This is a genomic window from Psychrobacillus sp. NPDC096426 (assembly GCF_044762745.1).
In the GTDB taxonomy this organism is placed as follows: Bacteria; Bacillota; Bacilli; order Bacillales_A; family Planococcaceae; genus Psychrobacillus.
In genome coordinates, this window is sequence record NZ_JBIWEX010000002.1 from 192,900 (window position 1) to 218,559 (window position 25,660).

A 25,660-nucleotide genomic window follows, 5' to 3' on the forward strand; every position below is an offset into this window, starting at 1 on the left:
GCTAGCAGCTTTTTCAGTTCTTTTATCTTCATGCACTTACATATTCCTACATATAATAATTTGCCGATTAATTTCTTGTCAGGTATTATTTTTTTCTATCTAAAAATCCCGCCAGCTTTCGATAAAGTAGTGGGATATGAAATATGGATATTCGCCAGATACAGATTTCACACAGTTGCTCACTTTCGTGCTAGATTGTCCATCTATTTGAGAAGATTGTCCAGGTCTTATATAAGATTGTCCATCTTTGTGGAGTGATTGTCCAAGTTCTATAAGATTGTCCAACTTTCTTGCTAGATTGTCCATCTACGCGAGGAGATTGTCCAGGTTTTACATAAGGTTGTCCAACTTTGTGGAGCGATCGTCCAAGTTCTAAACACTCCTTTTCATTTCATTAAAATTGCCTCCCTTAAAAGGTTTTTCTATACAGCAAGTAGACTTGATGCCCTTCAGAAGTAAGCTCTTGTGTAATGGTTTCCGTAATCGTCGTTTTACCAGCACCACTTAATCCATCAATACCGATAATGTATGGTCGTTCAAGCTTTGGTAATTGTTCAATCGCTTCTATTACTTTTTGAGTGACCGTCATAAGTTACTGTCCATCCCTTTCTTTTATTAACTTGTAATGCTATCTATTCACTTCCCCACAATTCTTTTATCTAATTCGTTACTAGTTGTTTATTTCCTCCAATAACAAAAAAGGCAACTCGAATATTCTCGAGTCACCTCTATTACGTTTTATTACCAAACAAATAAACCTACAATCATTGCGCTTAACAATGAAACAGCAATACCACTTACAAGAAGTTTCCAAACATTTTTACCAATAATCGCAGACTTCCCTTCTGATAAAACGGAATTATATGTTCCGTAAATCATACCAACTGTACTAAAATTGGCGAATGATGTTAAGAAGGTCGTCGCAACAGCAATCGTATGTGGAGGCAAAGTATCTAATTGATTCTTTAAATCCATCATCGCTACGAATTCGTTCGTAGCCAATTTAATGCCCATCAATTGTGCTACATACATGGCATCTTGTGGCGGCAAGCCAAGTAAAAAAGCAAACGGACTAAACAGTATTGAAAAGATTTTTTGAATCGTAAGACCATTTACAAAAACACCCAAGATCCCATTAAGAGCAGCTGTGAGCGCTACATAACCAATGACCATAGCTAAAATAACGATAACCATATTCATGCCGACTAACATGCTGTTGGAAATAGTCGAGAAAAAGTCCTTTTTCTCCGATTTAGGTGGTACATAAATGATGTCTTCCTCTTTTGTCACATGGACTGGATTTAAAATACTAACTAAAATCAGTGCATTTAAACAATTTAACGGAATGGCACTGAATACATATTCTGCTGGAACCATTGATAAATAAGCACCAAGAATGGATCCACTTATACTACTCATACTCATTATTCCAAAGGTAAGTAGTCGATTATCCTTAAGGACAGATAACTGATCACGAATGACAGCTAATGCCTCCGTATTACCTAGGAACATCATTTGAATGGAGAAAAAGCTCTCCAATTTAGGAAGGCGGGATACTTTGGAAATAAGCCAACCACCTTTATCAATAATCCACGTTAAAATCCCAAAATAAGATAAAATATCGAAAAAAGTAACGATAAAAATAATTGGAAGCAATGCACTGAAGAAGAAGTCAACCGTTTCATTTGCCATAACAGTTGGAAATACAAAGGCGATACCTTCGCTTGCACATGCGATTAACCACGTAAAGAAAGTCGCAATTTTATTAATAACCCAGCTACCAATAGTTGTTCCTAACATAAACCATGTAATGAGCAATTCAACAATGATCAGAGAAACAATCGGCTTCCATTTTACCGCTTTCTTATTCGGTGAACATAAAAATACGACACCCATCACGACAAAAACGCCTAAAATATTAAGCAAAAAGTACATCAATGCAACTCCTTTATATGACTTCAACCAACAAAAAAATCCCTTACTTTTCATCGTTTCTAAAATAGAGAAAGAATGAAAAATAAAGGATTTAGAAAAAGAACTGTGCGGTCTAGCCCGTTCCTCATACTAAATTTAATCATACTTCCTGTAGTCTAGTTTTTTACGGTTACTAGGTAGAAACGATCAGCCCATATTTCTGATCTTATACAAGAGTTATTTCTAAATTGGTATGTAGAATACTACGCTTCACCGTTTAAATAATCAATATGCTAACACTTATTCGGAATAGCAAAATTAAGAGGAATATTCACAAACGTCTATTACTTGTATACGAACTAGTATGAACAATGGGCGAACATTGTATTCATTTCTATTTTTCTCTAAAATAATAGAGATGAAATAGGAGGTTTCGTGATGAAAAAGGGTTATTTAGCGAATGGATTATTTGGTTTAGTGGGAATGTAGATTTTGCAAACTCACTGCAAGCTCGGATGCTAAAATAGTTATTGACTAGTCAGAAAAATTATATTAATATTATAACAATTTACTAATAGAAAGGGACATACACCTAGAGTATCTATCATCATGCATTTTTGAGACAAATAGGACTTAGCATTATCCGAAACACGCTCATCCTAGAGAGGGCTTTTTATTTTTTGAAAATTCGCGATATATTTCATGCAATATATTTGGAGGTATTTAGAAATGAAACAAACGACGAAACAATATATAATCGAACGGATGTATAAGGCCTCACAAGGACTTGCAAATGCAGTTCTTGTCACATTAGGTATTGGCCTTCTTATAGAAACGTTCGGAACATTTACTGGTTGGGAAGGATTTACAACAATCGGTAAAGCTGCACAACTAATGTTAGCACCTGCTATTGGTGCTGGTATTGCTTATCAACTTGGTGGAAATACTTTAGTTATTTTCAGTGCGATGGCCTCTAGTACAATCGGTGCAAATGCACTTCACATGAATGCAGAAGGAGCCTGGATTCTTACTACAGGACAACCGATAAGTGCTGTGTTAGCTACCATCATTGCCGTCTGGGTTGGAAAACGCATTGCTGGTAAGACAAAGTTAGATATGCTAGCTATTCCATTTGCCGCTATACTTGTCGGAGGAGTTGCAGGTGTTGGATTAGCAGCAGTTACTACCCCACTTCTAGAACAGTTAAGTAGATTTATCGCAAACTCTGTTTCAGGCTCTCCTGTTATGGGGTCAATAACTATCGCACTTGTTTGGAGTATTTTCCTTATGTCTCCTGCATCTTCCGCAGCGATTGCCATTGCTTTACAGCTTGATCCAGTTTCGAGTGCGGCTGCACTTATCGGGTGTACAGCTCAATTTGCTGGATTTACAGCTATGTCTTTAAAACAAAATGATTTAGGTGCAAATATTGCACAGTCATTTTTAACACCAAAAGTACAAGTGCCAAATATCGTTAAAAACCCACTTCTCGTTATAGGGCCATTTCTATCTTCCGTCATTTGTGCACCAATTGCGATATTAATGTTCCACTTTGAAGTACCCTACACATTAGCGGGACTTGGTCTTAATTCTTTTATCGCACCGTTAAATATTCTTGCAAACCAAGGTGTAATTGTTTTATTAATGTATATTGTATTAGGTGTCATTTTACCAGCAATCATATCACTTACCGTTTATCATTTGCTAAAAGCTAGAGGTTTAGCTAAAACTGGTGATTTACGTATGGAAATACAATAATCTTTCATTTTTGACACAAGGTTCCGCATTAATAGTTATGCAGCGGGTGAAAACATAAAATAAAAGTACTTGACAATCTTTTGAATTGAGTGTAAATTCGTTATTATAAGTTAAAGCGATGAAGAGAAAAAGTAAAATGGTAAGATTTCTTCAAGAGAGCTTCGGTAGCTGAAAAGAAGCAGAAATACCCCGTTTGAACAATGGCCTCTGAGCTCTACATTGAACACGCAAATGATTTGCGCTTGAGATGTAAGCGGGATTTGGTACCCGTTATCAATACCACAGTCTAGAATCTATCTTAAAAGGATTCTGTACTTGTTGAGGTTACTTATGTGAATAAGTGACGAATAAAGGTGGTAACACGAGTATTAATCTCGTCCTTTTCAATCTATACGATTGATGGGGACGGGATTTTTTTATTCTCTAGGAAATTATAAAATCTACCCCTCGGGGCAGACATAGGTGCTTACGCTTTTGTTATTCCCTTTATTCACAAGTTTAAACAAATAATACAATAGGAGCGTGTCTAACATGACAGAAGGATTATTAGTTTTACAATCAGATTTTGGAATTAGCGATGGTGCTGTAAGCGCAATGCATGGGGTTGCAAACTCTGTGCAACGTGGCTTGCCTATTTTCGACTTAACCCATCAAATTCCACAATATAATATTTGGGAAGCTTCTTACCGGTTACTACAAACGATTAATTACTGGCCTGAGCAAACAGTGTTTGTATCAATTGTGGATCCAGGTGTTGGTTCTGATCGGAAAAGTGTAGTAGCTGTAACGGTAAAGGGACAATACATCGTAACCCCTGACAATGGAACATTAACCCACGTGAATAAACTTATCGGTATTAAAGAAGTGCGTGAGATTGATGAGACGATAAATAGACTTCCAAACTCTGGCGAATCACATACTTTCCACGGTCGTGATATTTATGCTTATACAGGCGCTCGCCTTGCATCAGGTTCTATTCAGTTCGAAGAGGTTGGACCATCTCTTCCTTTGTCATCCATTACCGAATTTCCGTTAAAAGATTCGAAGTTTGAAAATGAAGAACTTACTGGTATTGTCGACATTATCGATCGTCCATTTGGAAACCTATGGACAAATATAAGTCGAGTACAGTTTAAACAATTGAACGCAGATTACGGAGAGTCTTTCCAAGTGTCAATATTCACAAATGGACACAAAATTTATGAAAATACACTGACATACGGTCGCTCGTTTGCAGCTACTAAGGTTGGTGAGCCCCTTTTATATGTAAATTCTTTAGACAATATTGCCATTGCCATCAACCAACAATCTTTTGCAGAAACTAATGGTATTGGTACTGGGATGAACTGGGAGGTAAATATTCGAAAAACTTCTCCAGTAGTATTTAATTAATCTGTAATAATTGATAATATAAAAATAAAAAGTATGGGAGAATGATGAATGAAGAAGTCTATTTTTTCAACGAAAACAATCGTTGCAATCGGTATTGGTGCAGCAGTGTTTCTTATTTTAGCTAAATTTGTAGCGATTCCTACTGGGATCCCAAATACGACGATTCAAACTGCTTATGCATTTTTAGCACTTATTGCTATTCTTTTTGGACCAATTGCAGGTTTGTTTGTCGGATTAATCGGGCATGCATTGAATGATTTGACTTCATACGGCTCTGTTTGGTGGAGCTGGGTAATTGCTTCGGCTTTTGTTGGACTTGGTATTGGTTTGTTTTACAAACTCTTTTCTGTCGAAGATGGAGAATTTGGCCTTCGAAAAATTATTACGTTTAACGTCGTTCAAATAATTGTTCAAGTAATTGCTTGGGTCATAATTGCACCAGGACTTGATGTATTAATCTACGCGGAGGCAGCGAATAAAGTATTCACACAAGGCATCGTCGCAGGTCTTTGGAATATAGGAACTGTTGCTGTACTCGGTACCATTTTGTTAACCGCTTACGCAAAAACAAGAACGAAAAAAGGAAGCTTAAGTTACGAGGATTAAGTAAGTTAGGAGATTTACATGAAAAAGCCAGTTATCGAGTTTCAAGATTTTAGCTTTCAATATGATAGCCAGTCGAAACCTACGCTCCATAATATAAACTTAACTATTCATGAAGGGGAAAAAGTATGCATTGTTGGCCCTTCAGGTTCAGGAAAGAGCACGCTCGTTCATTGTTTGAACGGGCTTGTTCCTTTTGCATATAAGGGCGAAATTTCAGGTAGCCTTAAGATCGGTGGAAAAGAAACACGTACACTCGACCTCTTTTCTATTTCTCAAACGGTCGGCACTGTTCTACAAGATACTGATGGACAGTTTATCGGGCTTACAGTTGCAGAAGATATTGCCTTCGCATTAGAAAATAATGCCGTTACGCTAAAAGATATGAAGGAAAACGTCCAAAAAGCAGCAAGTCTTGTCCATATGTCCTCTCATTTGCACGCACGGATTCATGAATTGTCTGGTGGCCAAAAACAACGTGTTGCGCTAGCTGGTGTCCTTGTTAATAATATCGAGGTTGTATTATTCGATGAACCACTCGCGAATCTAGATCCTGCTTCTGGGAAAGAGACAATGGTACTCATCGACAAGCTTCAAAAAGAGTCGAATAAAACGATCATTATTGTAGAACATCGATTGGAGGATGTACTCTCTCAGTCGTTAGATCGTATTATTTTAATGAATCACGGGCAAATCATCGCGGACATTACACCAAATGAAGTACTTGCGGGTTCCCTATTGACCGAAAACTGGATACGCGAGCCACTCTATATTAAGGCATTAAAGTATGCAGGCTGCAAATTGTCGCCAGATATGACGTTAACTAAGGTAGAAGAGTTAGTAGAAGAAGCCTTTGGGAAAAAGTTAGCAAATTGGCACGCAATTGACCGTTCTTCCATCCAAAGGGGAAATGAAGAAGAAACTGTATTATCTTTAGAAAATATTAGTTTTCATTACCCGAATAAGGAAAATATCATAAAAAACGTTTCATTTAAACTACATAAAGGGGAAATGATTAGCCTCGTCGGGGCAAATGGTGCGGGTAAATCAACCCTCTCCTCTCTTATTTGTGGATTTGAAAAGCCAAATAAAGGAACAATTTATTTTGGAAACACGGATGCAAAAAATGATTCCATTAAGGAACGGGCGGAACGAGTAGGATTTGTACTACAAAATCCCAATCATATGTTTTCCAAGCAAATGGTATTTGAAGAGGTGGCATTTGGACTTGTTCTAAAAAATATTTCGGATTCAGACATTAAAACACGTGTAGAAGATACATTGAAAGTTTGCGGATTGTATCCATTTAGAAATTGGCCTATTTCAGCTCTTAGCTATGGACAGAAAAAACGATTATCGATAGCGACCATCTTAGTGATGCAGCCTGAGATCATGTTATTGGATGAACCAACTGCCGGGCAAGACTATAAACATACAACAGAATTAATGATGTTTTTAGAGGGACTTACTAAAAATGGCATGTCTATTATTCTTATTACGCATGATATGCATTTAATGACGGAGTATACGGATCGTGCAATTGTATTATCTAGCGGACAAATTCTAGCTGACGATTCTCCAGCTCATATTTTATCAAAACCGGAGCTTATTAAAGAAGCAAATTTAAAAGAGTCTTCTTTATACGAGTTAGCAAAACACTTGAACGTTTTGGAACCTTCACGTTTTGTTGAACAATTTATTCAATACGATCGGGAGGTACGCACTAATGAGCAATGAGCTGTTGAGTTATATTGAACGGGACTCGATCGTTCATCGTTTAACAGGGGCAACAAAGTTAATTTGCTTTCTCCTCTGGTCGTCTGCTGTGATGCTTACGTATGATACTCGTTTTTTACTGTGCATATTGTTTGTGAGTTTTGTCCTATTTTATGTGTCGAAAATAAAATTGAAAGAAATTAGCTTTGTATTAGCTTTCATTTTGTTTTTCTTATTGCTTAATAATATCGCCATTTATTTGTTCGCACCTCAACACGGAACAGTAATCTATGGGACCTCTCATCCTATTACTGGTTCAATTGGGCGTTATTCCATTACATTAGAGCAACTATTTTATCAATTTAATATTACACTGAAATATTTTGCGGTCATCCCACCGGCTCTGCTTTTCCTCGTAACGACACATCCGAGTGAATTTGCCGCATCTTTAAACCGTGTTGGTGTAAGCTATCGCCTAGCCTATTCGGTATCGATTGCCCTAAGATATATTCCAGATATTCAACGGGATTTTAAAACGATTGCACGTTCGAAGCAAGCACGTGGTGTGGATATGTCACGAAAAGAAAAGTTGGGAAAACGCATTAAAAATGCAAGCTCCATTATCTTTCCGCTAATCTTTTCTAGTCTGGATCGTATTGAAACTGTTAGTAATACAATGGACTTGCGTAGCTTCGGAAAGTTGAAAAAACGAACATGGTATAGCTACAAGGAATTTAGATTGAGAGACTTTATAGCTATTTTCGTTACATCTCTTTTTGTCGTATGCATGATCATGTTTCTGTTCATCAACGGTGGGCGCTTTTATAATCCGTTTGTTTAACTGGAAATTCCAAACCATTTCCCCCTATTTAAGTTTACTCTCAAAGTTACAAGGGTAAATAGATTATAAGAGTAAATAGACTGGGAGTGATTAATAATGGACGAAGAGAAACGCGTTGAAGTGCGTCGGGAAGAAAAAGCAGATTCGGGTTTAGTAGGCGCAACATTTATAAAATATGCCGCTTACCTAATTATCTTTTTCGGCATACTTTGGTTTTTAATCTCGTATGTTTTTCCAAAGTTTTAACGAATATAAAAATCCCACATTCAGCCTTTCCGGTAGAATGTGGGATTTTATAAATCTATTCTTATTAATTAAGCGTTAACCGTTTCTGCAGTTAATGATTTTGCAACTGCAGTTACTTTTTCAAGACCTTCAGCAATAATTTGTTCTGCCTTATCTGGCATTGCATTATGACCTTCGATGATTACTTCTTCTACAGACATTCCAAATACGCCGCCAAATACATTACGCATATAAGTAGCTGCCATTTCCATTGGTGCTGACTCAGGTGTAGAGTAAACTCCTCCACGTGCACTTAATAGAATTGCTTTTTTCTCTGTCATCAGGCTAACCATTTGACCCTCTGGAGTATATTTAAACGCATATCCTGCTTGGTACGTATAGTCTACGAATGTTTGTAATTTTGCTGGAATTGTTAGGTTCCATAATGGGAATGCAAAAACAACTACGTCTGCTGCGGATAAAGCATCCATTGCTTTTTGTTTAGCCGCTAGTAGGCGTTGCTCTACATCTGATAACTCTTCCCCGTTTTGTGTTTTTCCAAATGCATTGAACAAATCTTGTCCAAAGTATGGCATATCTTCTGCAAACACGTCAAAAGTTGTTACATTCAGGTCTTTTGCGTCTTTTACTGTTTCCATAAATGTTTCATACATTTTGCTTGATATTGCTTCCGTCGCTGGACGGTTATTTGCTTTTACTACTAAAATATTCATTGAATTCTTTCCTCCAAAACTATAATCTTGCTACGGTTACCTTTAGTAACCTAACATTTTCTATTCTAGCACATGGGTAAATTAGAAATCTATTTTATTGCTCACCGGAAAATTGTACAATGGCAAATTTAATCTAAACTATTTATAACGCTACTTCCCCAGAATGCACTTCGCTTTTTTCAAGCCACCTAATCGTTTCCTCAAACAATTTCTCTTCAAAAGAATAGCTAGCAAATGTATGATTAGCTTCTTTAATATAACGGATATTTACCGTACTTCCTCGTTTCAGAGATTCCGTATAGTAAACAGCGTTCTCTTTTGGAACATCTTCATCTTCCGCTGCATGAATAACCAGTAGCTGTCCTTCGTAAGAACGAATCGCTTCTAGTGGATGATGACTTTTCAAATCGTCCAAAAAATGCTGGCTCACGTAAAAACCGTTATAATCAAAAAGACCTAATATTCTCGCAGTTTGTAAAGCTGTGTCCCCCACAATAGCTACAATATCTTCATATGGTTTTGCAACCGGAGACCACAAGATTAGCTTACGAATTTGCTGATTCCCAGCTGCCGTTAAAGAAGCAACTGCTCCTCCTAGACTATGACCGATCAAAATAATATTATTTGCATCCACTTCTTTCAAATTCGAAACATAGTCAAGTACGACTTGTACCTCTTTTAACTGTTTGGTAACTGTGACATCTGCATAATCTCCATCACTCTCTCCACACCCACTAAAATCAAAACGAAAAACCGCATAGCCTTTTTCTGAAAAATTCCGTGCAGCCTTCACAAATAAGCGGTGTTCTCCTACCTTGCTCCCAACAAACCCATGTAATAGAACAATAAGCGGTACTTTTTTATTTTGAATTCCATCCGGGAGATGAAGTACTCCAGAAAGACGTACTTGATCGCAAAGAATTGAAAAAGATTCAGTCATATTATCCTGCTCCCCTTTTTCGATATTTAACTATTCAAACCTGTTTACTAGGTATTATAAATGACTAATGTAATTAGGTCAATTCACAACATAAGGTAATTTCTATTTAGCACCTTAATGTATAGAATTTGAAAACTTTTCTTATAAAAACACCTAGTAAAAGGATTGCTCGGATTCTCTTCTTATTGATTAATCGATTATCTTAATATAATTTCACTTTATTTACCATGAAAAAGAGCTATCCTACAAGTCGTAAATTGCCGAATTATGGGATAGCTCTTTGATAGTTTTAAAACAATGTTACGAAATCGGATAATATTTCATATTTGCTAAAGTTTGCTCATACTCCATATATTCTTTTAAGTTATTTAACTCCTCGCTATTCTTTAACGTGGATATGGCACTTTCGATTAAGAACTTTCTTGGCTCTTTTTTATTCATAATCTCTTCTTGGATAAAATACAACAAATTTAAATAGGTTGCCATCTTCTGCTCTTGCGCCTCAAGTGTCTTCTCAATTACTTTTTTCAAGTTCAACGTTGCAATTGAAAATTCATTGTTAAAAAAGTCATTATAATCTGATTGATGTAATAATGTATTAATATTTTCGGATGCGAATAGGTGAACCCCTTTCGCACTAATATCCTCTAGCATTGTAATGATGCGGTCCATAGAGTAATTGACAATTTGCTCGACTGAAATTTTTCCCTTCAAGACACGATTTGTAAGCAGAATATTTTGAATGATTCCGGTAAAAATAACGGCACAATCTATTAAATAGATTTTCTTATCTGGAGAAAAAATATCTAAAAAACGTTCGTATACCCAATGCAAAAACAAAAATCTAGAGTGCTTGATGAACTTAATAAGCTCGGGATCATTTGACACAAGTACATCTTCTATTAACTGATTTAATCTATTTTTTTTATTAAATTCCGCCATTAAGCCGATTTGCTCTTTGAATATATTCATATCTTTTATATCTTCCCCGATAAGTAGCTTGTCTCTTTCCATTTGCATGTTTTCTTGGATAAGATTGAACACAGCCTTAAACAATTCACTTTTGGAAGAAAAATAATTATAAAAAGATCCTTTCGAAATACCGCTATTGTTTAAAATATCTTGAATTGATGTGGCATGGTAGCCTTGTTCAATAAATAATTCATGTGCTTTATCTATAACATGTCTTTTTTTCTTATTCACCGCATTTACTCCTTTAGATGTTCGATATCCTCATATTTACAATTATAACACAACCTGATTGTACCGTTAGTATATTTTTATACTACAAGTATATTTTTCTTGCTAATTGGATTTCAATGGAGTATTATAAATTTTGTTAAACGAACTGTTCAAAATTGAACTGACAGTCTAAAAGAATAAAAGGAGAATACTATATGTCTGAAAAACAAACGAAACCTTCTTATGGTTTGTTAGCAATATTGATGACCGGAGCATTCGTTGCTCTATTAAGTAATACGTTATTGAATGTAGCTTTACCTGCAATTATGAACGAATTTGAAGTTAGTCCTTCTACCGTACAATGGTTGTCGACTGGTTATATGTTAGTGAATGGGATTGTAATTCCTACTACTGCATTTTTAATAAAAAAATTTACGGCAAGACGCTTGTTCTTAACTGCCATGGGATTATTCACAATTGGTACTATAATCGGGGGATTTGCACCAAACTTCCCAGTTTTATTGGCTGCACGTATGATTCAAGGTTCGGGAGCAGCATTAATCATGCCGCTATTAATGACCGTATTGTTTACAACATTCCCTCCTGAAAAACGTGGTTCTGCAATGGGAATGTTCGGGATTGTTATGATTTTCGCACCTGCCATTGGTCCAACATTATCTGGTTGGATTATTCAACACTACGATTGGTCAGTGTTATTTTTAATGATGATTCCTGTTTTGATTTTAGTGTGGGTTTTAGGATTCTTCAAATTACGCGATAAAAAGGAAAAAAATAATGATAAAATCGATGTCCTATCAGTTATTTTATCTGCTTTAAGCTTCGGTGGTATTTTATATGGATTTAGTTCGGCTGGAAATAATGGCTGGTCTGCTCCTAGTGTCTACTTAACTATTATTATTGGGGTAATCTCATTAGTTACACTAATCGTCCGACAACTCAAGATGAATGAACCGATGTTAGATTTTAGAGTATATAAGTATCCAATGTTTGCTCTATCTTCTGCCATTTCAGTTACATTAAGTATTGCCATGTTCTCTGCTATGCTGCTAATGCCAATTTACCTTCAAAATATTCGTGGAATTTCCGCGATGGATTCTGGTTTACTGATGTTACCAGGTGCTTTAATAATGGGAATCATGATGCCAATTACCGGTAAAATATTCGACAAATTCGGACCTAAAGTATTGGCGTATATAGGCTTAGCAATTGTCATTGTTACAACATACTTATTTAGCCAGCTAACGGATTCAACAGGATATACACATCTAATTGTACTCTATTCGGTTCGTATGTTAGGTATTTCAATGGTAATGATGCCAGTTATGACAAATGGTCTAAATCAAATACCAGCTAAATTAACGCCACACGGCACAGCTATGAATAATACGATTCAACAAGTGTCTGGTGCTATTGGCGGTAGCTTACTTGTAACAATTATGTCTAATCGCACATTAACGCATGTGAAAGAAATGATGGCGGAAGCGATGGCCAATTCAACAACTACGCCAACAGGAGAAGCTTTACAACAATTGCAACAACATGTAACAATGGAGGCTACAATTTCCGGGATCAATGATGCATTTTTAGTTTCTACCGGTATTGCGGTTGTCGCATTCATTCTATCACTGTTCCTCAAGCGAACTACTGGAGGAAAAGCTGCGACAAAACAAGTAGAAAAGGAAATGCTCGCTGAGTAGTTTTTATGTCCCTGTCGGTGTTAGGGACAATAATGAATACACAAAATATATTTATGTAAGACAAACCACCTCTCTATTAGACTAGTAGAGAGGTGGTTTATTTTTCCCTTACAGAGGAACGTTTAAAGGAGAACCTACCTCTTCCATCGAATGTTATAGCATGGCGGGTATATACGAATAAGGAGGAATTTCGATGACAAAACTAATAACGGACCATATTGGGAGACAAGTAAACGTATCCATTACACCAAAACGCATCGTTTCTATTTGTCCGGCGATTACGGAAACGCTCTTTACACTTGGTCTTAAAAATGAAATAGTTGGCCGCACTAAATATTGTATTTTTCCTGAAGGGATTGTCGAAAACGTACCTATTATCGGAGGAACAAAAGAAGTAAACGTAGAAAAAATACGAGCACTACAGCCCGATCTTATTCTAGCTGAAAAAGAAGAAAATACAGAAGAGATCGTACAAGTATTAGAAGAAATTGCGCCTGTTTTCGTTTTAGAAGTTCAGTCTATTAAAGAGGCCTATCGATTTATCCAGACACTGGGGTTTCTGACAAATAAGGAGCAGGTAGCAGAGCAACTCATTGACTCTGTTAAAGCAGTATTCCCTTCTCCATACATACAGAGTAAAAATGCTGCTTATGCAATTTGGAGAAAGCCATATATGGTCGTTGGGGGAACTACTTATATTAATGATGTACTACATACACTCGGTTTTCATAATCCTTTTGCAAAAGAAGAATCGAGATATCCTGCGGTAACAAAAGAGAGCCTTGCAGATACAAATCTTGATGTCCTTTTTCTCGCTTCTGAGCCATTTCCTTTTAAAGAAAAACATATAGCAGAATTTCAAGCCTTTCTGCCAAACACCAAAATCGTATTAGTAGAAGGTGAGATGTTCTGGTATGGATCTAGAATGGAAATAGCAGGATCATACCTGAAAGAATTAGTCGAGCTTATCTAGAAAGGTGACAGAACCTGGACAACGACGATTATTTATTAAAACAAATCTTTTTGATATAAACGATTTCGATAACCTTGAGCAAGCCGAAGCTTTTACTTTTTCCATTTGTGCTGCTCAATTTGGAAAGGTACAACTAATGAAGGATACTACTCGATTTTGACGATTACCAGACAAAATGCGAAAAAACCACCAATCGTTTGAAAGGTGGCTTGAGTTTAGAAAACTGCTATTTATTAAGCTAAAATATTCTTAAATAGGGCGATCAAATAATATGCTCAATTCGATTTTAAGCTATAAAGAATGAGTAAAATTCCGCTAAAGAGGCAAATCATTCTTGTTAAAGAAATCTTTTCAGCTAGTCCAAATAGAGCGATTCCTGTCGTAATGATTAAAATACATGGACCTACTAAAGCTAATAAGGTATTGATATAAAAAGCTTTTTCTAAATCATTAAATTTTAACATGAACATCGCAGCTGCTATATCAATACTCCCTGAAAATACTCTCAATATGATAATTAAAAGAAGTGCTTTTTCAATCAGTATCCACGACCCTCTTCCCTATTATTTACCTTATCTAAATTGTATGCATGCTTATCCACTTTTATCAGTGCGGCTTTCAACAATTAGTGAATTGTCGTTTCATTGCATTCATATAATAGGAATAAACGAAAGAGGAGAGATTAAAACGAATCAAAAGAGATATAGGAAACGCAATACAATTGCATTTACTGTATTAGCTTACTTCACATTATTTGCAGGTGTTTTCATGTTCAGCATTGGACTTTATAATGCAGATAATTTAGAGCTTAATGAAAAAGGATATTATATAGCTGTCATGCTTTTGGTAGCCGTAGGGGCAATACTTACACAAAAAGTCACACGTGATAATGCCGAGGATAATGAGATTATTGCAGAACAAGAGCAAGAGCGGCAAATGAACAGTGTGAGAGTTCCTGCGAATTCCAAGGAATCTTAGCAACTATTAAAAAATCCTGTGTATACTTTTTACACAGGATTTTTTGTATGATTATTTTAAGATTGAAGAATCTCCTTGTCTCTTCTACCATGCAGCGCATAATAAATGAAGATTCCAATCACAATGAGCACAACTAAAGATAAATATAACCCTCTATAGCCGAGTACAGGAACTAAATAACCTAATAGGAAAGGTCCTAATCCAAGACCCAAATCTAGGAAAATAAAATACGTGGAGTTCGCCAGTCCCATTCGGTGTGGTGGTGTCACTTTGATAGCTAGCGCTTGGGTAGTAGATTGAAAATTACCGTAACCTAACCCGATAAACGCAGCTGCCAACAAGAAAATGAAACTAGTATGCGTTTGGCTAAGTAGTAACATCCCTATTGCAAATAGTATGATTGCTGGGTAAGCAACGCTATTCCCACCTCTATTATCCAACATCTTCCCAGTAAACGGTCGGGAAATTAATATGATTACTGCATAAACAAGGAAGTAAAAACTCCCTGCTTTTACTAGGTCAATTTCTGCGGCATATGTCGTGATAAACGATAAGATACCTGAATAAGCCAATGCCATTACAAACATAGCAATCGATACTGGCATCGCTTTTGATTCGAAATAGTTTGCGAACTTAAATCCTCTATTTTCTGAGTTTGCTACATACTCTATTAGTGGTGCTTTAACAGGGAGTGCAATGATTAAACTAATAATCCCCATTACTAACGAAAATATAAACATACTCGTATAACCAAAAGAACCAATTAAAGCAAGACCAATTAACGGTCCAATAGCAGTGGATAATACTGCACTTAAACTAAAATAGCTGATCCCTTCTCCACTTCTACTTGTTGGAATGACTTGTGATACGATTGTACCGGTTGCAGTAGTAGCGAGACCCACTCCAATTCCATGTAACAGGCGAATAAGGATTAACACATAAATATTAGTCGGGATAAAATAAAATAGCGTCACAATGCTAAATATAATAATCCCAGTTATAAGCATTTTCTTACTACCTATCTTTGCAATCTGTTTACCACCAAATAATCGTCCTATTAATGAACCGATTATGAAAATACTAGCAACCAATCCAGCAGTACTTGCCGAAGCATTATATGTTTCAGTCGTATATGTTGCCATCGTCACTAATAGCAAATACATCGATAACATCAAGACAAAGTTTACGACTGATATAGATATAAAATCTTTCGTCCATAATTTTTCTTTTTCCATCTATTCTCATCCTTTATTTACTTGTAGTTTAGTTTTCCGGAGATATCTTTTAAAACTCGAGCAACAATCAGCTGTTCCTCCTCGGATATACCTTCCAGTAAGCCCTTTTGGAAATGGTCAATTTTTTCTCGCACTTGACCATATACTTTCATCCCTTCTTCTGACAATTGAACAATTTTTACTCTTTTATCATTTCCAGCATGAATTTCTACATAACCAAGTTCGCTTAATTTTTGTACCAGTTTCGTCGTGGTTGGTTTCTCTACGTTTTGATAAAGAGAAATGTCACCAATTGTCTTTGCTCCTTCTCTAAAAATGAAATATATTATAGACCATTGGGCAGTAGTCAGATTAAATGCTGTCAGCAGTACATTCAATTGATTAACATATGGTCGGTACATTTTTATATATTCATTAAAAAGTAGCTTATACGATTCCATGAAATCACCTTCCATTTAATTAGTTAGTGAAACTAATTAATAGTATACAATATATCGGATAAAATTGTCTACCCCATTTACGAATAAATAAAATACACTTTTCATCACATACTAACATTTAACAACCATAAGGGAATCTCGCTACGAGCTTACTTCATCGAGGAGGAATGTAGCATTGAAAAGGCTATTAAAAATAAAAACTACTTGGACGCCAATCTGGATGATTGCATTCCTTATGTTATGCATGATCAGTATTTATTTACCTGTATTTGGCGGTCCCTCGCAAAGACTAACTAATTTCCCGCTAATTATTGTGAATGAAGACACAGGCACATCCTCTTTAGCTACAGCCAAAGAAATTGGAGATCATCTCATTCAAGCACAAAATGGACATACGTTTAACTGGAGAATTGTACCCAATAAGGAGACCGCAGTAAAAGAATTAAAAGACAACCAAGCATTTGGTGCCTTGATAATTCCTGCGAATTATTCCGATGGTATAACAAATTTACATCATGCCCTAATGACAGGAAAAACAGAAGGAAAGCCGATTATGCTAGAAATATTAATAAATGAGGGAGGAGGTTTGTCGACAACAGCGATAGCGACTAATGCGTTGGAATCTGTTGCTACTGTCGCTTCAAGCGATATTAGTAAGCATCTCAAAGAAGATTTACTAAAAAACAATATATTGCTTTCACCGAATATCGCCTTCCTAATGGATGCGCCTATTCAATATACAATGACAAATGTGCTAGGTCTTCCAGAGAACTCTAATAAGGGAATGACACCATTTATGCTTGTCCTTATCACCTCCATTTCCGGACTTATGGGAGTGAATATGATTAATGGTTATATGAAAAATATTACTGCAAAACTTAGAGATAAAGATTATCTGCTAACTGACACGAAAGTACTTGTAACTGAACTGCTATTAGGAGTTATTTTAGCTTTAATGGTTGCTTTCATTTTGCAATTAGCGATTTTCGGATTTTTTAGAAGCTCGCACTCGACAAGCATTTGGTGGATTTTTTTGTTTACACTTTTCTGCTGTATGACTTTATATTTCCAATTTAAAATAGTAGGATTGTTATTTGGAAAATGGGGGATGCTAGTGATGTTCCCCCTTAACATTATGGGAGTTTTCGCAAGTGGAGGAGCAGTACCAGTAACATCCTTACCGTTGATCCACCGTTTCTTCAGTACAGTTTTACCTACTCGCTATATGGTGGATGGTATGAGGGCACTGCTTTATTATAATGGCAAATTACAAGCAGGTCTTGGGACTGCCTTATTAGTCATCATCATTTTCTTTATCATTTTTCTTGGATCCTGTATAGCAGTTGCTTATCGCATACATCGAAAAGAACTGGCAAATATTTAATCATTCCAACACCTCTATTATCTACTGTAGAGGTGTCGAATGCATTTTAAGCAAGCTCCTCTCTCGGGTTGTGTTTCTTCATAAAAATAATGAAAAAACTTGCTAATGCACAGAAACCACCAGCTAGAAGGAATGCCCAATCATATGCACCAAACAAATTGTATAATACACCACCGCCGAATGCTGCAACACCTGCTCCTACCTGATGAGCAGCCACTATCCATCCATACATCATCGCACTCTTTTCAATACCGAATCTTCTCCGAGTTAAGCCAATTGTTGGAGGCACCGTTGCAATCCAATCAAGACCGTAGAAAACAGAAAAAATAATAAGCCACGTGATAGATCCTTGTGCAAGCGCGAATGGTAAAAACAGCAAAGACACCCCTCGTAGAAGATAATACCAAAATAATAACCAACGATTATCAAAACGATCCGAAAGCCAACCTGATAAGGTAGTACCTATCAGGTCAAAGATACCCATAAATGCAAGTAAGGAAGATGCAGTTATTAAAGGAATCCCAAAACTAATGCAATAGGAGATAAAGTGTGTCCCTATCAACCCGGTAGTGGATAGTCCACAAATGAAAAAACTACCTGCGAGTAACCAAAACTCTTTTACACGCAAACCTTCCCCTAAGCTTTGTAAAGCCATCTTAAACGGATTACGATTTGCATTTCCTACTATCGATACTTCCACTTCCTCTTCCTGTCCATACGCTAAAATTCCCTTCTCTTTCGGTGTATTTTTCATAAATAACCAAATGACAAGGAGCATAACAAGACTCAAAACGAATATAAGACCCGTCGCATAACGCCAAGAATACTTCTCAATTAATGCAGCTAAAACCGGTAATAACATAAGTTGCCCCGTTGCGGTACTCGCAGTCAAAATTCCAACCGCTAGGCCTCGTCGTTTTACAAACCATCGATTCGCCACTTGCGTACTTAAAACAGTTAGAAATAAGCCAGAACCTACCCCAATCATAACGCCCCAAATAATAATTAGCTGCCACTCGGTCTGCATAACAAAAGTTAACGCCAATCCGATAGCTAGCGTCATCATCGAATAGACCATCATCCGCTTCAATCCAAAAACTTCTACAAATGCCGCCATAAAAGGACCTGAAAATCCGTATAAAAATAAACAAACCGCAAATGCAAACGATATAACTGGACGGCCCCAGCCAAACTCTGCCTCAAACGGTTCAATAAATACACCGGATGATGATCGGACGATGCCTGCTACAATAATAGCAAAGAACGTTACAACTAAAATAACCCAACTATAATGAACACGTTTCATAATTCCGCACACTCTCTTTCTCTATTATTACAATTAATTTTATTATACATACAGATATCTTAATTTTCTTGCATTTTTCGATAAATTTATTTCCCAAGGAATAATTTTAGACAAAAAAAGAATCCAACCTGGCAGTGGACTCTTCGTTATTTTACACGCTGTTCTGTTTTCTTTTTTGTATTTTATGCAAAGTATGTGCTGTTCCCCATTCATGCATCGCAACTAAAATGGACTCTAAACTCTTTCCATATTCAGTAATCGAATACTCTACTTTAGGGGGCACTTGTGGGTATACTTTCCGAGCGATAATATCTTCTTCCTCTAGTTCTCGTAGCTGATTCGTTAACATTTTCTGCGTGATTCCGGGTACTCTTCGTTTCAGCTCACTGAATCTTAGTGTACCAGCTTGCAGTAAAGTTAATAATATAATTGGTTTCCATTTCCCCACTAATATACCTAAAGCATCTTCCACACGACATAATTCTGGCTGCATTTCCATATTTCTTACCTCCTTAGTATCTTTTTGTACACTATACCACTTTTAAGTGCGTACTTATATTAAGTAAGTTTGAAGTTTATACTAATTGTAAATATACAAGCATTTGAGGAGGCAAGGACACATGGAAAAATACCGTATCGATCAAAGTAAAGGGTTAGAATTTGGACTTTATACATTAGGTGATCATATCCCAAACCCGCATACAGGAAAAAGTGTTTCTGCTGGCCAGCGAATTCACGAAATCATTGAATTAGCAAAACTAGCGGAGCAAGCAGGCATTGATTTTTTTAGCGTTGGTGAAAGTCATCAAGAGTATTTCACGACACAAGCACATTCTATTGTGTTAGCAGCAATTGCACAGGCAACTAGTAAACTGAAAATCGCCAGTTCCTCTACAATAATTAGCACATCGGATCCTGTTCGTGTGTATGAGGATTTTGCAACGATTGACTTGATTTCCAAAGGACGTGCAGAAATCATTGCTGGTCGCGCTTCACGAGTAGGACTTTTCGAATTACTAGGCTATAATGTTCGCGATTATGAAGAATTGTTTGAAGAGAAGTTCGGACTATTACTGAAGATTAATGAAGAAGAAGTGATCAATTGGAGTGGTCAATTCCGTGCTCCATTAAAAGATGCGAGAGTTCTTCCACGTCCCCAAAACGGTTCGTTACCCATTTGGCGCGCGGTAGGAGGACCACCTGCAAGTGCGATTAAAGCTGGCTATGCTGGTGTGCCGATGATGCTTGCTACACTAGGGGGACCAGCTACTAGCTTTAAAATATCAATAGATGCTTATAGGGAAGCTGCTGAGCGCAGTGGTTTCGATCCAACGACTCTTCCAGTGGCAACAGCCGGGTTCTTCTATGCTGCTGAGACAACACAACAGGCGTTGAGTGAGGCTTATCCCCATGTGAACACCGGGATGGAGTTGATCAACGGACGAAGCTATCCAAAGCAGCACTTTGCACAAGGAACAGACACACGTGATGTCATGAATATCGGTAGCCCACAACAAATTATTGAAAAAATCCTCTATCAGCATGAGCTATTTGGCCATCAGCGTTACATTGCACAAATGGATTTTGGTGGCGTCCCATTTGAAAAATTAATGAAGAATATTGAATTGATCGGGATAGAAATTTTACCTGCAATTAAAAAATATACAGCAAAGAATTAGTACATACCCTGTGTATAAGACAATAATAAAAGCCAATGACTACAACGCCTCTTAGGGATAATGCGTCTTATGAATAGGATCTTCGGGTTTGTCGTGTACAGCGGCCTGTTTATCGCTTTCGAGATGTGTTTTGTCGTGTTCGGAAGGTAGTTTGTCGCGTTCACAGCATGTTATGTCTCATTCAACCATTTATTGGATTTTTTTCAAGAAATGCTACATAAGATTTAATTTAAAAGAGTGACGCTAGTTAACTAGCAAATTTTATGGATTGAACCGGAAGGCCGGCGACTCCAGCGGAGTGTTGGTCACGAAGGCGGTGCCACACGATGTGGCGCACATAGCCTTCGTTCCTCTGTTGAGACAGATGAAACTTCACAGCGCACGCGTAGCGTCGGTGAAGGTTCATCGCTCACCCCGCGGAAAGCGTCCGCCCTGTAGCGAAAATCATTGCGGACACTTTATTCAACTTGCTAAGACGCATTATCCTCAATTTGCAGATTATCTTTTTGGTAATTGCAAGTTACCAATATGTCTTATTTTATTAATTCTTAAACAAAAAATCCCTCCAAGATGACGAATCACCTTGGAGGGATTTTCTATTAATTTTCTTCTACTTCTTTACGATTTTTCTTAAATAGTTTTGATAGAATCTCATAAACGATTGGTACAACGATCAATGTTAATAAAGTGGAACTTACCAACCCACCTATTACGGTAATCCCTAAGCCTTTCGAGATTAGGCCGCCTCCGCCACCTGATCCCAATGCTAATGGGATTAATGCACCGATTGTCGCAATCGCCGTCATAAGAATTGGACGTAAACGTGTGCCTCCCGCTTCTAGAACAGCTTCACGCATTGTCATTCCATCACGCTCCATATGCACAATACGATCTACAAGTACAATCGCATTCGTTACGACAATACCGATTAACATTAGTAGACCCATCATAACAGATACAGAGATCGTCTCACCTGCGATTAATAATCCAACAAATGAACCAATTACTGCAAATGGTAACGAGAATAGAATGGCAAATGGTGCAACACCTTCACGGAATGTGACAACAAGGATAAAGTACACGATTGCAATTGCAGCAAGCATCGCAACAATCAGTTGTGTAAATGTTTCCGTCATATCTGCAGCCGCACCTGCTGTTCCAACTGTAACACCTTTAGGCAAGTCTAATTTATCAATTGCCTTGTCTACTTCTGATGTCGCTTTTGAAATATCCGCCCCTAGAATGGTCCCTGAAACAGTTGCATAATATTCCCCTTTGCTGCGAGCAAGTGTATTTAATGTTGTACCTTTCTCTACCGTTACAAGCTCGGAAAGCTTCATCGTTGTACCTAGCGCTGTTGGTACTTCCGTTGCTAGAATATCATCGACCGATTTAGGTTGCGCAGCTTGTTCTTGCTGAACGATTACTTGTAACGTCTCTCCGTCTTTTTCAACCGTCGTTAAAACGTCTTGTGTTTTATTTGGGTTTAACATCATCACAATTTGACCTGTTGTTAAGCCATATTGTAGAAGTTCATCTTGCGCTACTTTGAACGTATACTCTACGTATGCATCTTCTGCACTGGAAGAAACGTCTTCTAAGCCGGCATTTTCATTCATAACGCCTTCTACCATTTTAACTGCTTCATTCAGTTTATCTAAATCTTCACTGTAAAATGTATAGCTAACTTCGTTTGTAGACATCGACATAGAAGTGAAGTTTTGGCTCTTCCATTCACCTGTTTGGCCAATGTTAAATACATACTCTTCAATCTCCGTGCGTGCTCCTGGGAAATCTTCCATTTCAGGGTCAAAGATTAGGTACATTAATGCACCGCCTGCTCCTCCACCCATCATCGCTGACATCTGATCGCTACTATCCGTTATAGATAGTTGAACGATATCAATATCATCACGTTTTAATAATTCTTCCTCAACTACCCCAACGTTTGCTAATGTATCTTCTTTCAACTCGCCAGCTTCTGGTGTATATGTTAAGTACATCACTTTTTCTTCTTCACTACCCATGAAACTAAAACCGATTAATGGCGTTAGTGCCACACTACCAACCAATAGAACAATAGCGATGAGAGAAGTAATAATTTTATGATTTAAACTCCAATTAAGAATACCTTTGTAGCCGTTCGACATTTTGCCTGCTTCTTTATGGCTACTTTCTGTTTTTTCGCTATATAATTTTTTCTTAAACAAGAAGTGCGATAAAGCAGGAACAATTGTAATCGCTACAATTAATGATGCAGCGAGCGCAAATGTCATCGTCAATGCGAATGGCATGAACAATTCACCGACCATACCACCAACGAAAATGAGTGGCGCAAATACCGCAACTGTTACTAATGTGGAAGACATGATTGGTTTGAACATTTCAATCGTTGCCTCACGTATTAGTGCTCGTCCTGTTAACTTCTCTGATTTTAAATGCATACGTCGATAAATATTTTCCACTACGACAATGGAGTCATCTATTACACGACCGATTGCAACCGTGATGGCACCTAACGTCATCATATTTAACGTAATATCCATCCAGTTTAATAGCAGTAAAGCCATGAAAATAGAAACTGGAATTGAAACAATGGAAATAATAGTAGATTTGAAATCACGTAGGAATAAAAGAATGATCAATACTGCGATTAAACCACCAAATAACGCTTTTTCAATCATCGTTCTAATCGAAGCTTCAATTGGCGCACCTTGATCCAGTGATATATCGATGACAATCCCATCGATAGTTGCCTTTTCCTCTTCTACTAAATCTTTCACAGCATTTACAACATCTACTGTGTTGGCTTGTTGTCCTTTGACAATTTGAATAGCAATCGCATTTTCACCATTTGTACGTGAAACGGATTGTACTTTACCTACTACTTCAATTGTTGCTATATCACTAAGCTTTACGAAAGGTGTTGGATTTGTTGCTGATGGCGTAACAGGAATTAGCATTTCTTTTAGTTCATCCGCTGTCATGAACTTACCATCTATCGCTACTGCTTGTTCGCCTTCTTCAAACTCATACAACCCTAATGAAACAGCTAAATCGCTCGCTTGAATCATTTGTTTTACATTATCTTCTGTTAAACCAAGTTCAGCCATTTTATCTTTGTTATACGTAAGCTGAACTTCTTCAATATGTTGACCTGTAATAGTAGCAGATGCAACCCCATCAATTTTTTGGATTTTTGGAAGTAATAGATCCTCTACTGTTGACGTTAAGTCAACGATATCCTCTGTAGAACTACTTACACTTAATGCAACAACCGGCATCATGTTCATGCTAATTGCAGTAATTGTTGGCGCTTGTGCACCTTCTGGTAAAGTCACTGCATCTAATGCAGATTGCAACGCACGCTTTGCTTCATCCATATCTATCCCATACTCGTACTCTACTTGAATATTTGCCATATTGGAGTATGAATTAGAATAGACGGATTTCACATTTTCTAAGTTCTCTACCGCTTTTTCTAGCGGCATCGATATATCTTCCATTACTTGTTCAGGAGTTGCCCCTGGATATACATCCATTACCATAAGGAATGGAATCGAAATATCCGGAATCGTCTCCGTTTTCATTTGTGTACCCGAATAAATACCGGATACTGTAATAATAATCGTAAGTAACCATACCGCCAACTTATTCTTTAATACAAAGTTAACTAAACCTTTCACTTTTACACCTACCCTAAATTGACTTATCTAGCTCCGTTAATTATACTAATGACTAATCGGTCAATTGTCAACGATATTACCTAGGAGCGATACAATTAAAATGAATAAAAAACAACTAATAATGGAAAAAGCCTTAGATCTTTTTGCTAAACAAGGATTTGAAACGACATCGGTTCAACAAATAACAGAGCATTGCGGTATTTCTAAAGGAGCATTTTACTTATCTTTCAAGTCAAAAGACGAATTGATTTTGTCATTGATCGACTATTTTATGACACAATTCATCTCCGATATTGACTACCAGGTCAAAAATGCAAATAATGATGAACTTTTATTTAAATTTTACCACACGACATTTCAATCTTTTGTTCAACATTCAGATTTCGCCAAAATTCTTATGAATGAACAAGCTCAAACATTTCATAAAAAAGAACTGATTGAAAAAATGCATATATACGATAGATTATTGGACAAAGTTACTTTAACCATGGTTGAACGATTATACGGGGAAGAAATCATCCATACAAAATATGATTTAGTTTATTGTATTAAAGGATTGATGAGTAATTATTCCAAGCTCCTACTATTTTATAATGCTCCACTCGACTTGAAATTGCTATCTGCATCACTTGTCGAAAAAACCAACTTACTTGCTAAACATGCAACGATTGCATTTATATCAGAAGATTTTATCCAATTGATCGAATTACCAGCTCAAAAGGAAGTAACAAAAGAACAGCTACTTGAAATGATTGCACAAAAGATTGAGGAAACCGAGGAGTCTATTGAGAAAGAATCACTAATCTTACTCAAGCAGCAACTTCTCCAACCAACCTTGAGTCCCGCTATTATTAAAGGGCTAATCGAAAATATACGAAATCATCCGCATTGTAAATGGATCTCTTATTTACTTCGCAGTTACTTTAATTTATGAAATAGTAAAAGGCAGAACGCAT

23 protein-coding genes, 1 riboswitch and 1 other annotated feature are annotated in these 25,660 nt (G+C 37.0%); of the genes, 12 read left to right on the forward strand and 11 right to left on the reverse strand.

From position 1 onward, the window contains the following. Nucleotides 1-409: 409 nt before the first annotated feature. Together ACIQYS_RS03020 and ACIQYS_RS03025 are read right to left on the reverse strand one after the other, a co-directional pair. Nucleotides 410-589, reverse strand: a complete 180-nt coding sequence (locus ACIQYS_RS03020) for an adenylyl-sulfate kinase (RefSeq protein ID WP_402974677.1) — start codon at nt 587-589, stop codon at nt 410-412. Nucleotides 590-741: 152 nt separating this feature from the next. Further along, nucleotides 742-1,935 (reverse strand): nucleoside transporter C-terminal domain-containing protein, encoded by a 1,194-nt coding sequence (locus tag ACIQYS_RS03025; RefSeq protein WP_402974683.1) that lies wholly within the window; start codon nt 1,933-1,935, stop codon nt 742-744. Between the two features lie 131 nt (nt 1,936-2,066). Then, a riboswitch (purine riboswitch) is annotated at nt 2,067-2,168 on the reverse strand. 475 nt (nt 2,169-2,643) lie between these two features. Between ACIQYS_RS03025 and ACIQYS_RS03030 the strand changes: the two genes are divergently transcribed. From ACIQYS_RS03030 to ACIQYS_RS03055, 6 genes are all read left to right on the forward strand, one after another. After that, nucleotides 2,644-3,672 (forward strand): PTS sugar transporter subunit IIC, encoded by a 1,029-nt coding sequence (locus ACIQYS_RS03030; protein ID WP_402974689.1) that lies wholly within the window; start codon nt 2,644-2,646, stop codon nt 3,670-3,672. Nucleotides 3,673-3,781: 109 nt separating this feature from the next. Beyond that, nucleotides 3,782-4,057 (forward strand) — a binding site (T-box leader). A 146-nt stretch (nt 4,058-4,203) separates the two neighbouring features. After that, the gene (locus tag ACIQYS_RS03035) at nt 4,204-5,064 is read left to right on the forward strand and encodes an SAM hydrolase/SAM-dependent halogenase family protein (RefSeq protein WP_402974692.1); all 861 of its coding nucleotides are present in this window, start codon (nt 4,204-4,206) and stop codon (nt 5,062-5,064) included. A gap of 48 nt (nt 5,065-5,112) precedes the next feature. Next, on the forward strand, nt 5,113-5,670 hold the full coding sequence (locus ACIQYS_RS03040) for an ECF-type riboflavin transporter substrate-binding protein (protein ID WP_402974695.1): 558 nt from the start codon (nt 5,113-5,115) through the stop codon (nt 5,668-5,670). A gap of 18 nt (nt 5,671-5,688) precedes the next feature. Beyond that, the gene (locus ACIQYS_RS03045; protein ID WP_402974698.1) at nt 5,689-7,404 is read left to right on the forward strand and encodes an ABC transporter ATP-binding protein; all 1,716 of its coding nucleotides are present in this window, start codon (nt 5,689-5,691) and stop codon (nt 7,402-7,404) included. Continuing rightward, nucleotides 7,394-8,224: an energy-coupling factor transporter transmembrane component T family protein gene (locus ACIQYS_RS03050; protein WP_402974701.1), complete on the forward strand. Its 831-nt coding sequence runs from the start codon at nt 7,394-7,396 to the stop codon at nt 8,222-8,224. The genes ACIQYS_RS03045 and ACIQYS_RS03050 overlap by 11 nt, the downstream gene beginning before the upstream one ends. A 96-nt stretch (nt 8,225-8,320) precedes the next feature. Then, entirely contained in the window at nt 8,321-8,470 is a 150-nt protein-coding gene (locus tag ACIQYS_RS03055; protein ID WP_177184459.1) for a hypothetical protein, read from the forward strand. 68 nt (nt 8,471-8,538) lie between these two features. On the opposite strand, the gene ACIQYS_RS03060 is transcribed toward ACIQYS_RS03055, so the two are convergent. From ACIQYS_RS03060 to ACIQYS_RS03070, 3 genes are all read right to left on the reverse strand, one after another. Beyond that, nucleotides 8,539-9,183 carry an FMN-dependent NADH-azoreductase gene (locus ACIQYS_RS03060; RefSeq protein WP_402974705.1) on the reverse strand — a complete coding sequence of 215 codons (645 nt, stop codon included), beginning with the start codon at nt 9,181-9,183 and terminating at the stop codon, nt 8,539-8,541. A gap of 142 nt (nt 9,184-9,325) precedes the next feature. Beyond that, a complete protein-coding gene (locus tag ACIQYS_RS03065) occupies nt 9,326-10,123 on the reverse strand; it encodes an alpha/beta hydrolase family protein (protein ID WP_402974708.1) in 798 nt (265 codons plus the stop codon). A 300-nt stretch (nt 10,124-10,423) separates the two neighbouring features. Next, nucleotides 10,424-11,326, reverse strand: a complete 903-nt coding sequence (locus ACIQYS_RS03070) for a TetR/AcrR family transcriptional regulator (RefSeq protein WP_402974711.1) — start codon at nt 11,324-11,326, stop codon at nt 10,424-10,426. Between the two features lie 194 nt (nt 11,327-11,520). Here ACIQYS_RS03070 and ACIQYS_RS03075 point away from each other — a divergent pair, with 194 nt between their 5' ends. Further along, nucleotides 11,521-13,023: a DHA2 family efflux MFS transporter permease subunit gene (locus ACIQYS_RS03075; RefSeq protein WP_402974714.1), complete on the forward strand. Its 1,503-nt coding sequence runs from the start codon at nt 11,521-11,523 to the stop codon at nt 13,021-13,023. Nucleotides 13,024-13,216: 193 nt separating this feature from the next. Then, entirely contained in the window at nt 13,217-13,996 is a 780-nt protein-coding gene (locus ACIQYS_RS03080; protein ID WP_402974717.1) for an ABC transporter substrate-binding protein, read from the forward strand. A 275-nt stretch (nt 13,997-14,271) separates the two neighbouring features. Here the strand turns inward: ACIQYS_RS03080 and ACIQYS_RS03085 are convergent, their stop codons facing one another. Next, nucleotides 14,272-14,538 (reverse strand): YqhV family protein, encoded by a 267-nt coding sequence (locus tag ACIQYS_RS03085; protein WP_402974884.1) that lies wholly within the window; start codon nt 14,536-14,538, stop codon nt 14,272-14,274. 139 nt (nt 14,539-14,677) lie between these two features. Between ACIQYS_RS03085 and ACIQYS_RS03090 the strand changes: the two genes are divergently transcribed. Beyond that, nucleotides 14,678-14,974 (forward strand): YiaA/YiaB family inner membrane protein, encoded by a 297-nt coding sequence (locus ACIQYS_RS03090; RefSeq protein ID WP_402974889.1) that lies wholly within the window; start codon nt 14,678-14,680, stop codon nt 14,972-14,974. A 56-nt stretch (nt 14,975-15,030) separates the two neighbouring features. Here the strand turns inward: ACIQYS_RS03090 and ACIQYS_RS03095 are convergent, their stop codons facing one another. Both ACIQYS_RS03095 and ACIQYS_RS03100 read right to left on the reverse strand, forming a co-directional pair. Continuing rightward, nucleotides 15,031-16,209, reverse strand: a complete 1,179-nt coding sequence (locus ACIQYS_RS03095) for an MFS transporter (protein WP_402974720.1) — start codon at nt 16,207-16,209, stop codon at nt 15,031-15,033. Between the two features lie 17 nt (nt 16,210-16,226). Further along, the gene (locus ACIQYS_RS03100) at nt 16,227-16,649 is read right to left on the reverse strand and encodes a MarR family winged helix-turn-helix transcriptional regulator (RefSeq protein WP_402974724.1); all 423 of its coding nucleotides are present in this window, start codon (nt 16,647-16,649) and stop codon (nt 16,227-16,229) included. A gap of 175 nt (nt 16,650-16,824) precedes the next feature. Here ACIQYS_RS03100 and ACIQYS_RS03105 point away from each other — a divergent pair, with 175 nt between their 5' ends. Next, on the forward strand, nt 16,825-18,033 hold the full coding sequence (locus tag ACIQYS_RS03105; protein WP_402974727.1) for a YhgE/Pip domain-containing protein: 1,209 nt from the start codon (nt 16,825-16,827) through the stop codon (nt 18,031-18,033). Between the two features lie 46 nt (nt 18,034-18,079). Here the strand turns inward: ACIQYS_RS03105 and ACIQYS_RS03110 are convergent, their stop codons facing one another. Both ACIQYS_RS03110 and ACIQYS_RS03115 read right to left on the reverse strand, forming a co-directional pair. After that, nucleotides 18,080-19,339, reverse strand: a complete 1,260-nt coding sequence (locus ACIQYS_RS03110) for an MFS transporter (protein ID WP_402974730.1) — start codon at nt 19,337-19,339, stop codon at nt 18,080-18,082. Between the two features lie 151 nt (nt 19,340-19,490). Beyond that, the gene (locus ACIQYS_RS03115) at nt 19,491-19,838 is read right to left on the reverse strand and encodes a winged helix-turn-helix transcriptional regulator (RefSeq protein WP_402974733.1); all 348 of its coding nucleotides are present in this window, start codon (nt 19,836-19,838) and stop codon (nt 19,491-19,493) included. Between the two features lie 121 nt (nt 19,839-19,959). Between ACIQYS_RS03115 and ACIQYS_RS03120 the strand changes: the two genes are divergently transcribed. Then, nucleotides 19,960-21,018: an LLM class flavin-dependent oxidoreductase gene (locus tag ACIQYS_RS03120; RefSeq protein ID WP_402974736.1), complete on the forward strand. Its 1,059-nt coding sequence runs from the start codon at nt 19,960-19,962 to the stop codon at nt 21,016-21,018. 599 nt (nt 21,019-21,617) lie between these two features. Here ACIQYS_RS03120 and ACIQYS_RS03125 read toward each other — a convergent pair. Beyond that, nucleotides 21,618-24,704 (reverse strand): efflux RND transporter permease subunit, encoded by a 3,087-nt coding sequence (locus tag ACIQYS_RS03125; protein ID WP_402974740.1) that lies wholly within the window; start codon nt 24,702-24,704, stop codon nt 21,618-21,620. A 100-nt stretch (nt 24,705-24,804) separates the two neighbouring features. Here ACIQYS_RS03125 and ACIQYS_RS03130 point away from each other — a divergent pair, with 100 nt between their 5' ends. Next, nucleotides 24,805-25,638, forward strand: a complete 834-nt coding sequence (locus ACIQYS_RS03130; RefSeq protein WP_402974744.1) for a TetR/AcrR family transcriptional regulator — start codon at nt 24,805-24,807, stop codon at nt 25,636-25,638. Nucleotides 25,639-25,660 lie beyond the last annotated feature (22 nt).

Bases quoted from the DNA above. Each gene is read 5' to 3' on its own strand.
- ACIQYS_RS03020 (WP_402974677.1), bottom strand. From the start codon at position 589: ATGACGGTCACTCAAAAAGTAATAGAAGCGATTGAACAATTACCAAAG.
- ACIQYS_RS03025 (WP_402974683.1), bottom strand. From the start codon at position 1,935: ATGTACTTTTTGCTTAATATTTTAGGCGTTTTTGTCGTGATGGGTGTC.
- ACIQYS_RS03030 (WP_402974689.1), top strand. From the start codon at position 2,644: ATGAAACAAACGACGAAACAATATATAATCGAACGGATGTATAAGGCC.
- ACIQYS_RS03035 (WP_402974692.1), top strand. From the start codon at position 4,204: ATGACAGAAGGATTATTAGTTTTACAATCAGATTTTGGAATTAGCGAT.
- ACIQYS_RS03040 (WP_402974695.1), top strand. From the start codon at position 5,113: ATGAAGAAGTCTATTTTTTCAACGAAAACAATCGTTGCAATCGGTATT.
- ACIQYS_RS03045 (WP_402974698.1), top strand. From the start codon at position 5,689: ATGAAAAAGCCAGTTATCGAGTTTCAAGATTTTAGCTTTCAATATGAT.
- ACIQYS_RS03050 (WP_402974701.1), top strand. From the start codon at position 7,394: ATGAGCAATGAGCTGTTGAGTTATATTGAACGGGACTCGATCGTTCAT.
- ACIQYS_RS03055 (WP_177184459.1), top strand. From the start codon at position 8,321: ATGGACGAAGAGAAACGCGTTGAAGTGCGTCGGGAAGAAAAAGCAGAT.
- ACIQYS_RS03060 (WP_402974705.1), bottom strand. From the start codon at position 9,183: ATGAATATTTTAGTAGTAAAAGCAAATAACCGTCCAGCGACGGAAGCA.
- ACIQYS_RS03065 (WP_402974708.1), bottom strand. From the start codon at position 10,123: ATGACTGAATCTTTTTCAATTCTTTGCGATCAAGTACGTCTTTCTGGA.
- ACIQYS_RS03075 (WP_402974714.1), top strand. From the start codon at position 11,521: ATGTCTGAAAAACAAACGAAACCTTCTTATGGTTTGTTAGCAATATTG.
- ACIQYS_RS03080 (WP_402974717.1), top strand. From the start codon at position 13,217: ATGACAAAACTAATAACGGACCATATTGGGAGACAAGTAAACGTATCC.
- ACIQYS_RS03095 (WP_402974720.1), bottom strand. From the start codon at position 16,209: ATGGAAAAAGAAAAATTATGGACGAAAGATTTTATATCTATATCAGTC.
- ACIQYS_RS03100 (WP_402974724.1), bottom strand. From the start codon at position 16,649: ATGGAATCGTATAAGCTACTTTTTAATGAATATATAAAAATGTACCGA.
- ACIQYS_RS03110 (WP_402974730.1), bottom strand. From the start codon at position 19,339: ATGAAACGTGTTCATTATAGTTGGGTTATTTTAGTTGTAACGTTCTTT.
- ACIQYS_RS03115 (WP_402974733.1), bottom strand. From the start codon at position 19,838: ATGGAAATGCAGCCAGAATTATGTCGTGTGGAAGATGCTTTAGGTATA.
- ACIQYS_RS03120 (WP_402974736.1), top strand. From the start codon at position 19,960: ATGGAAAAATACCGTATCGATCAAAGTAAAGGGTTAGAATTTGGACTT.
- ACIQYS_RS03130 (WP_402974744.1), top strand. From the start codon at position 24,805: ATGAATAAAAAACAACTAATAATGGAAAAAGCCTTAGATCTTTTTGCT.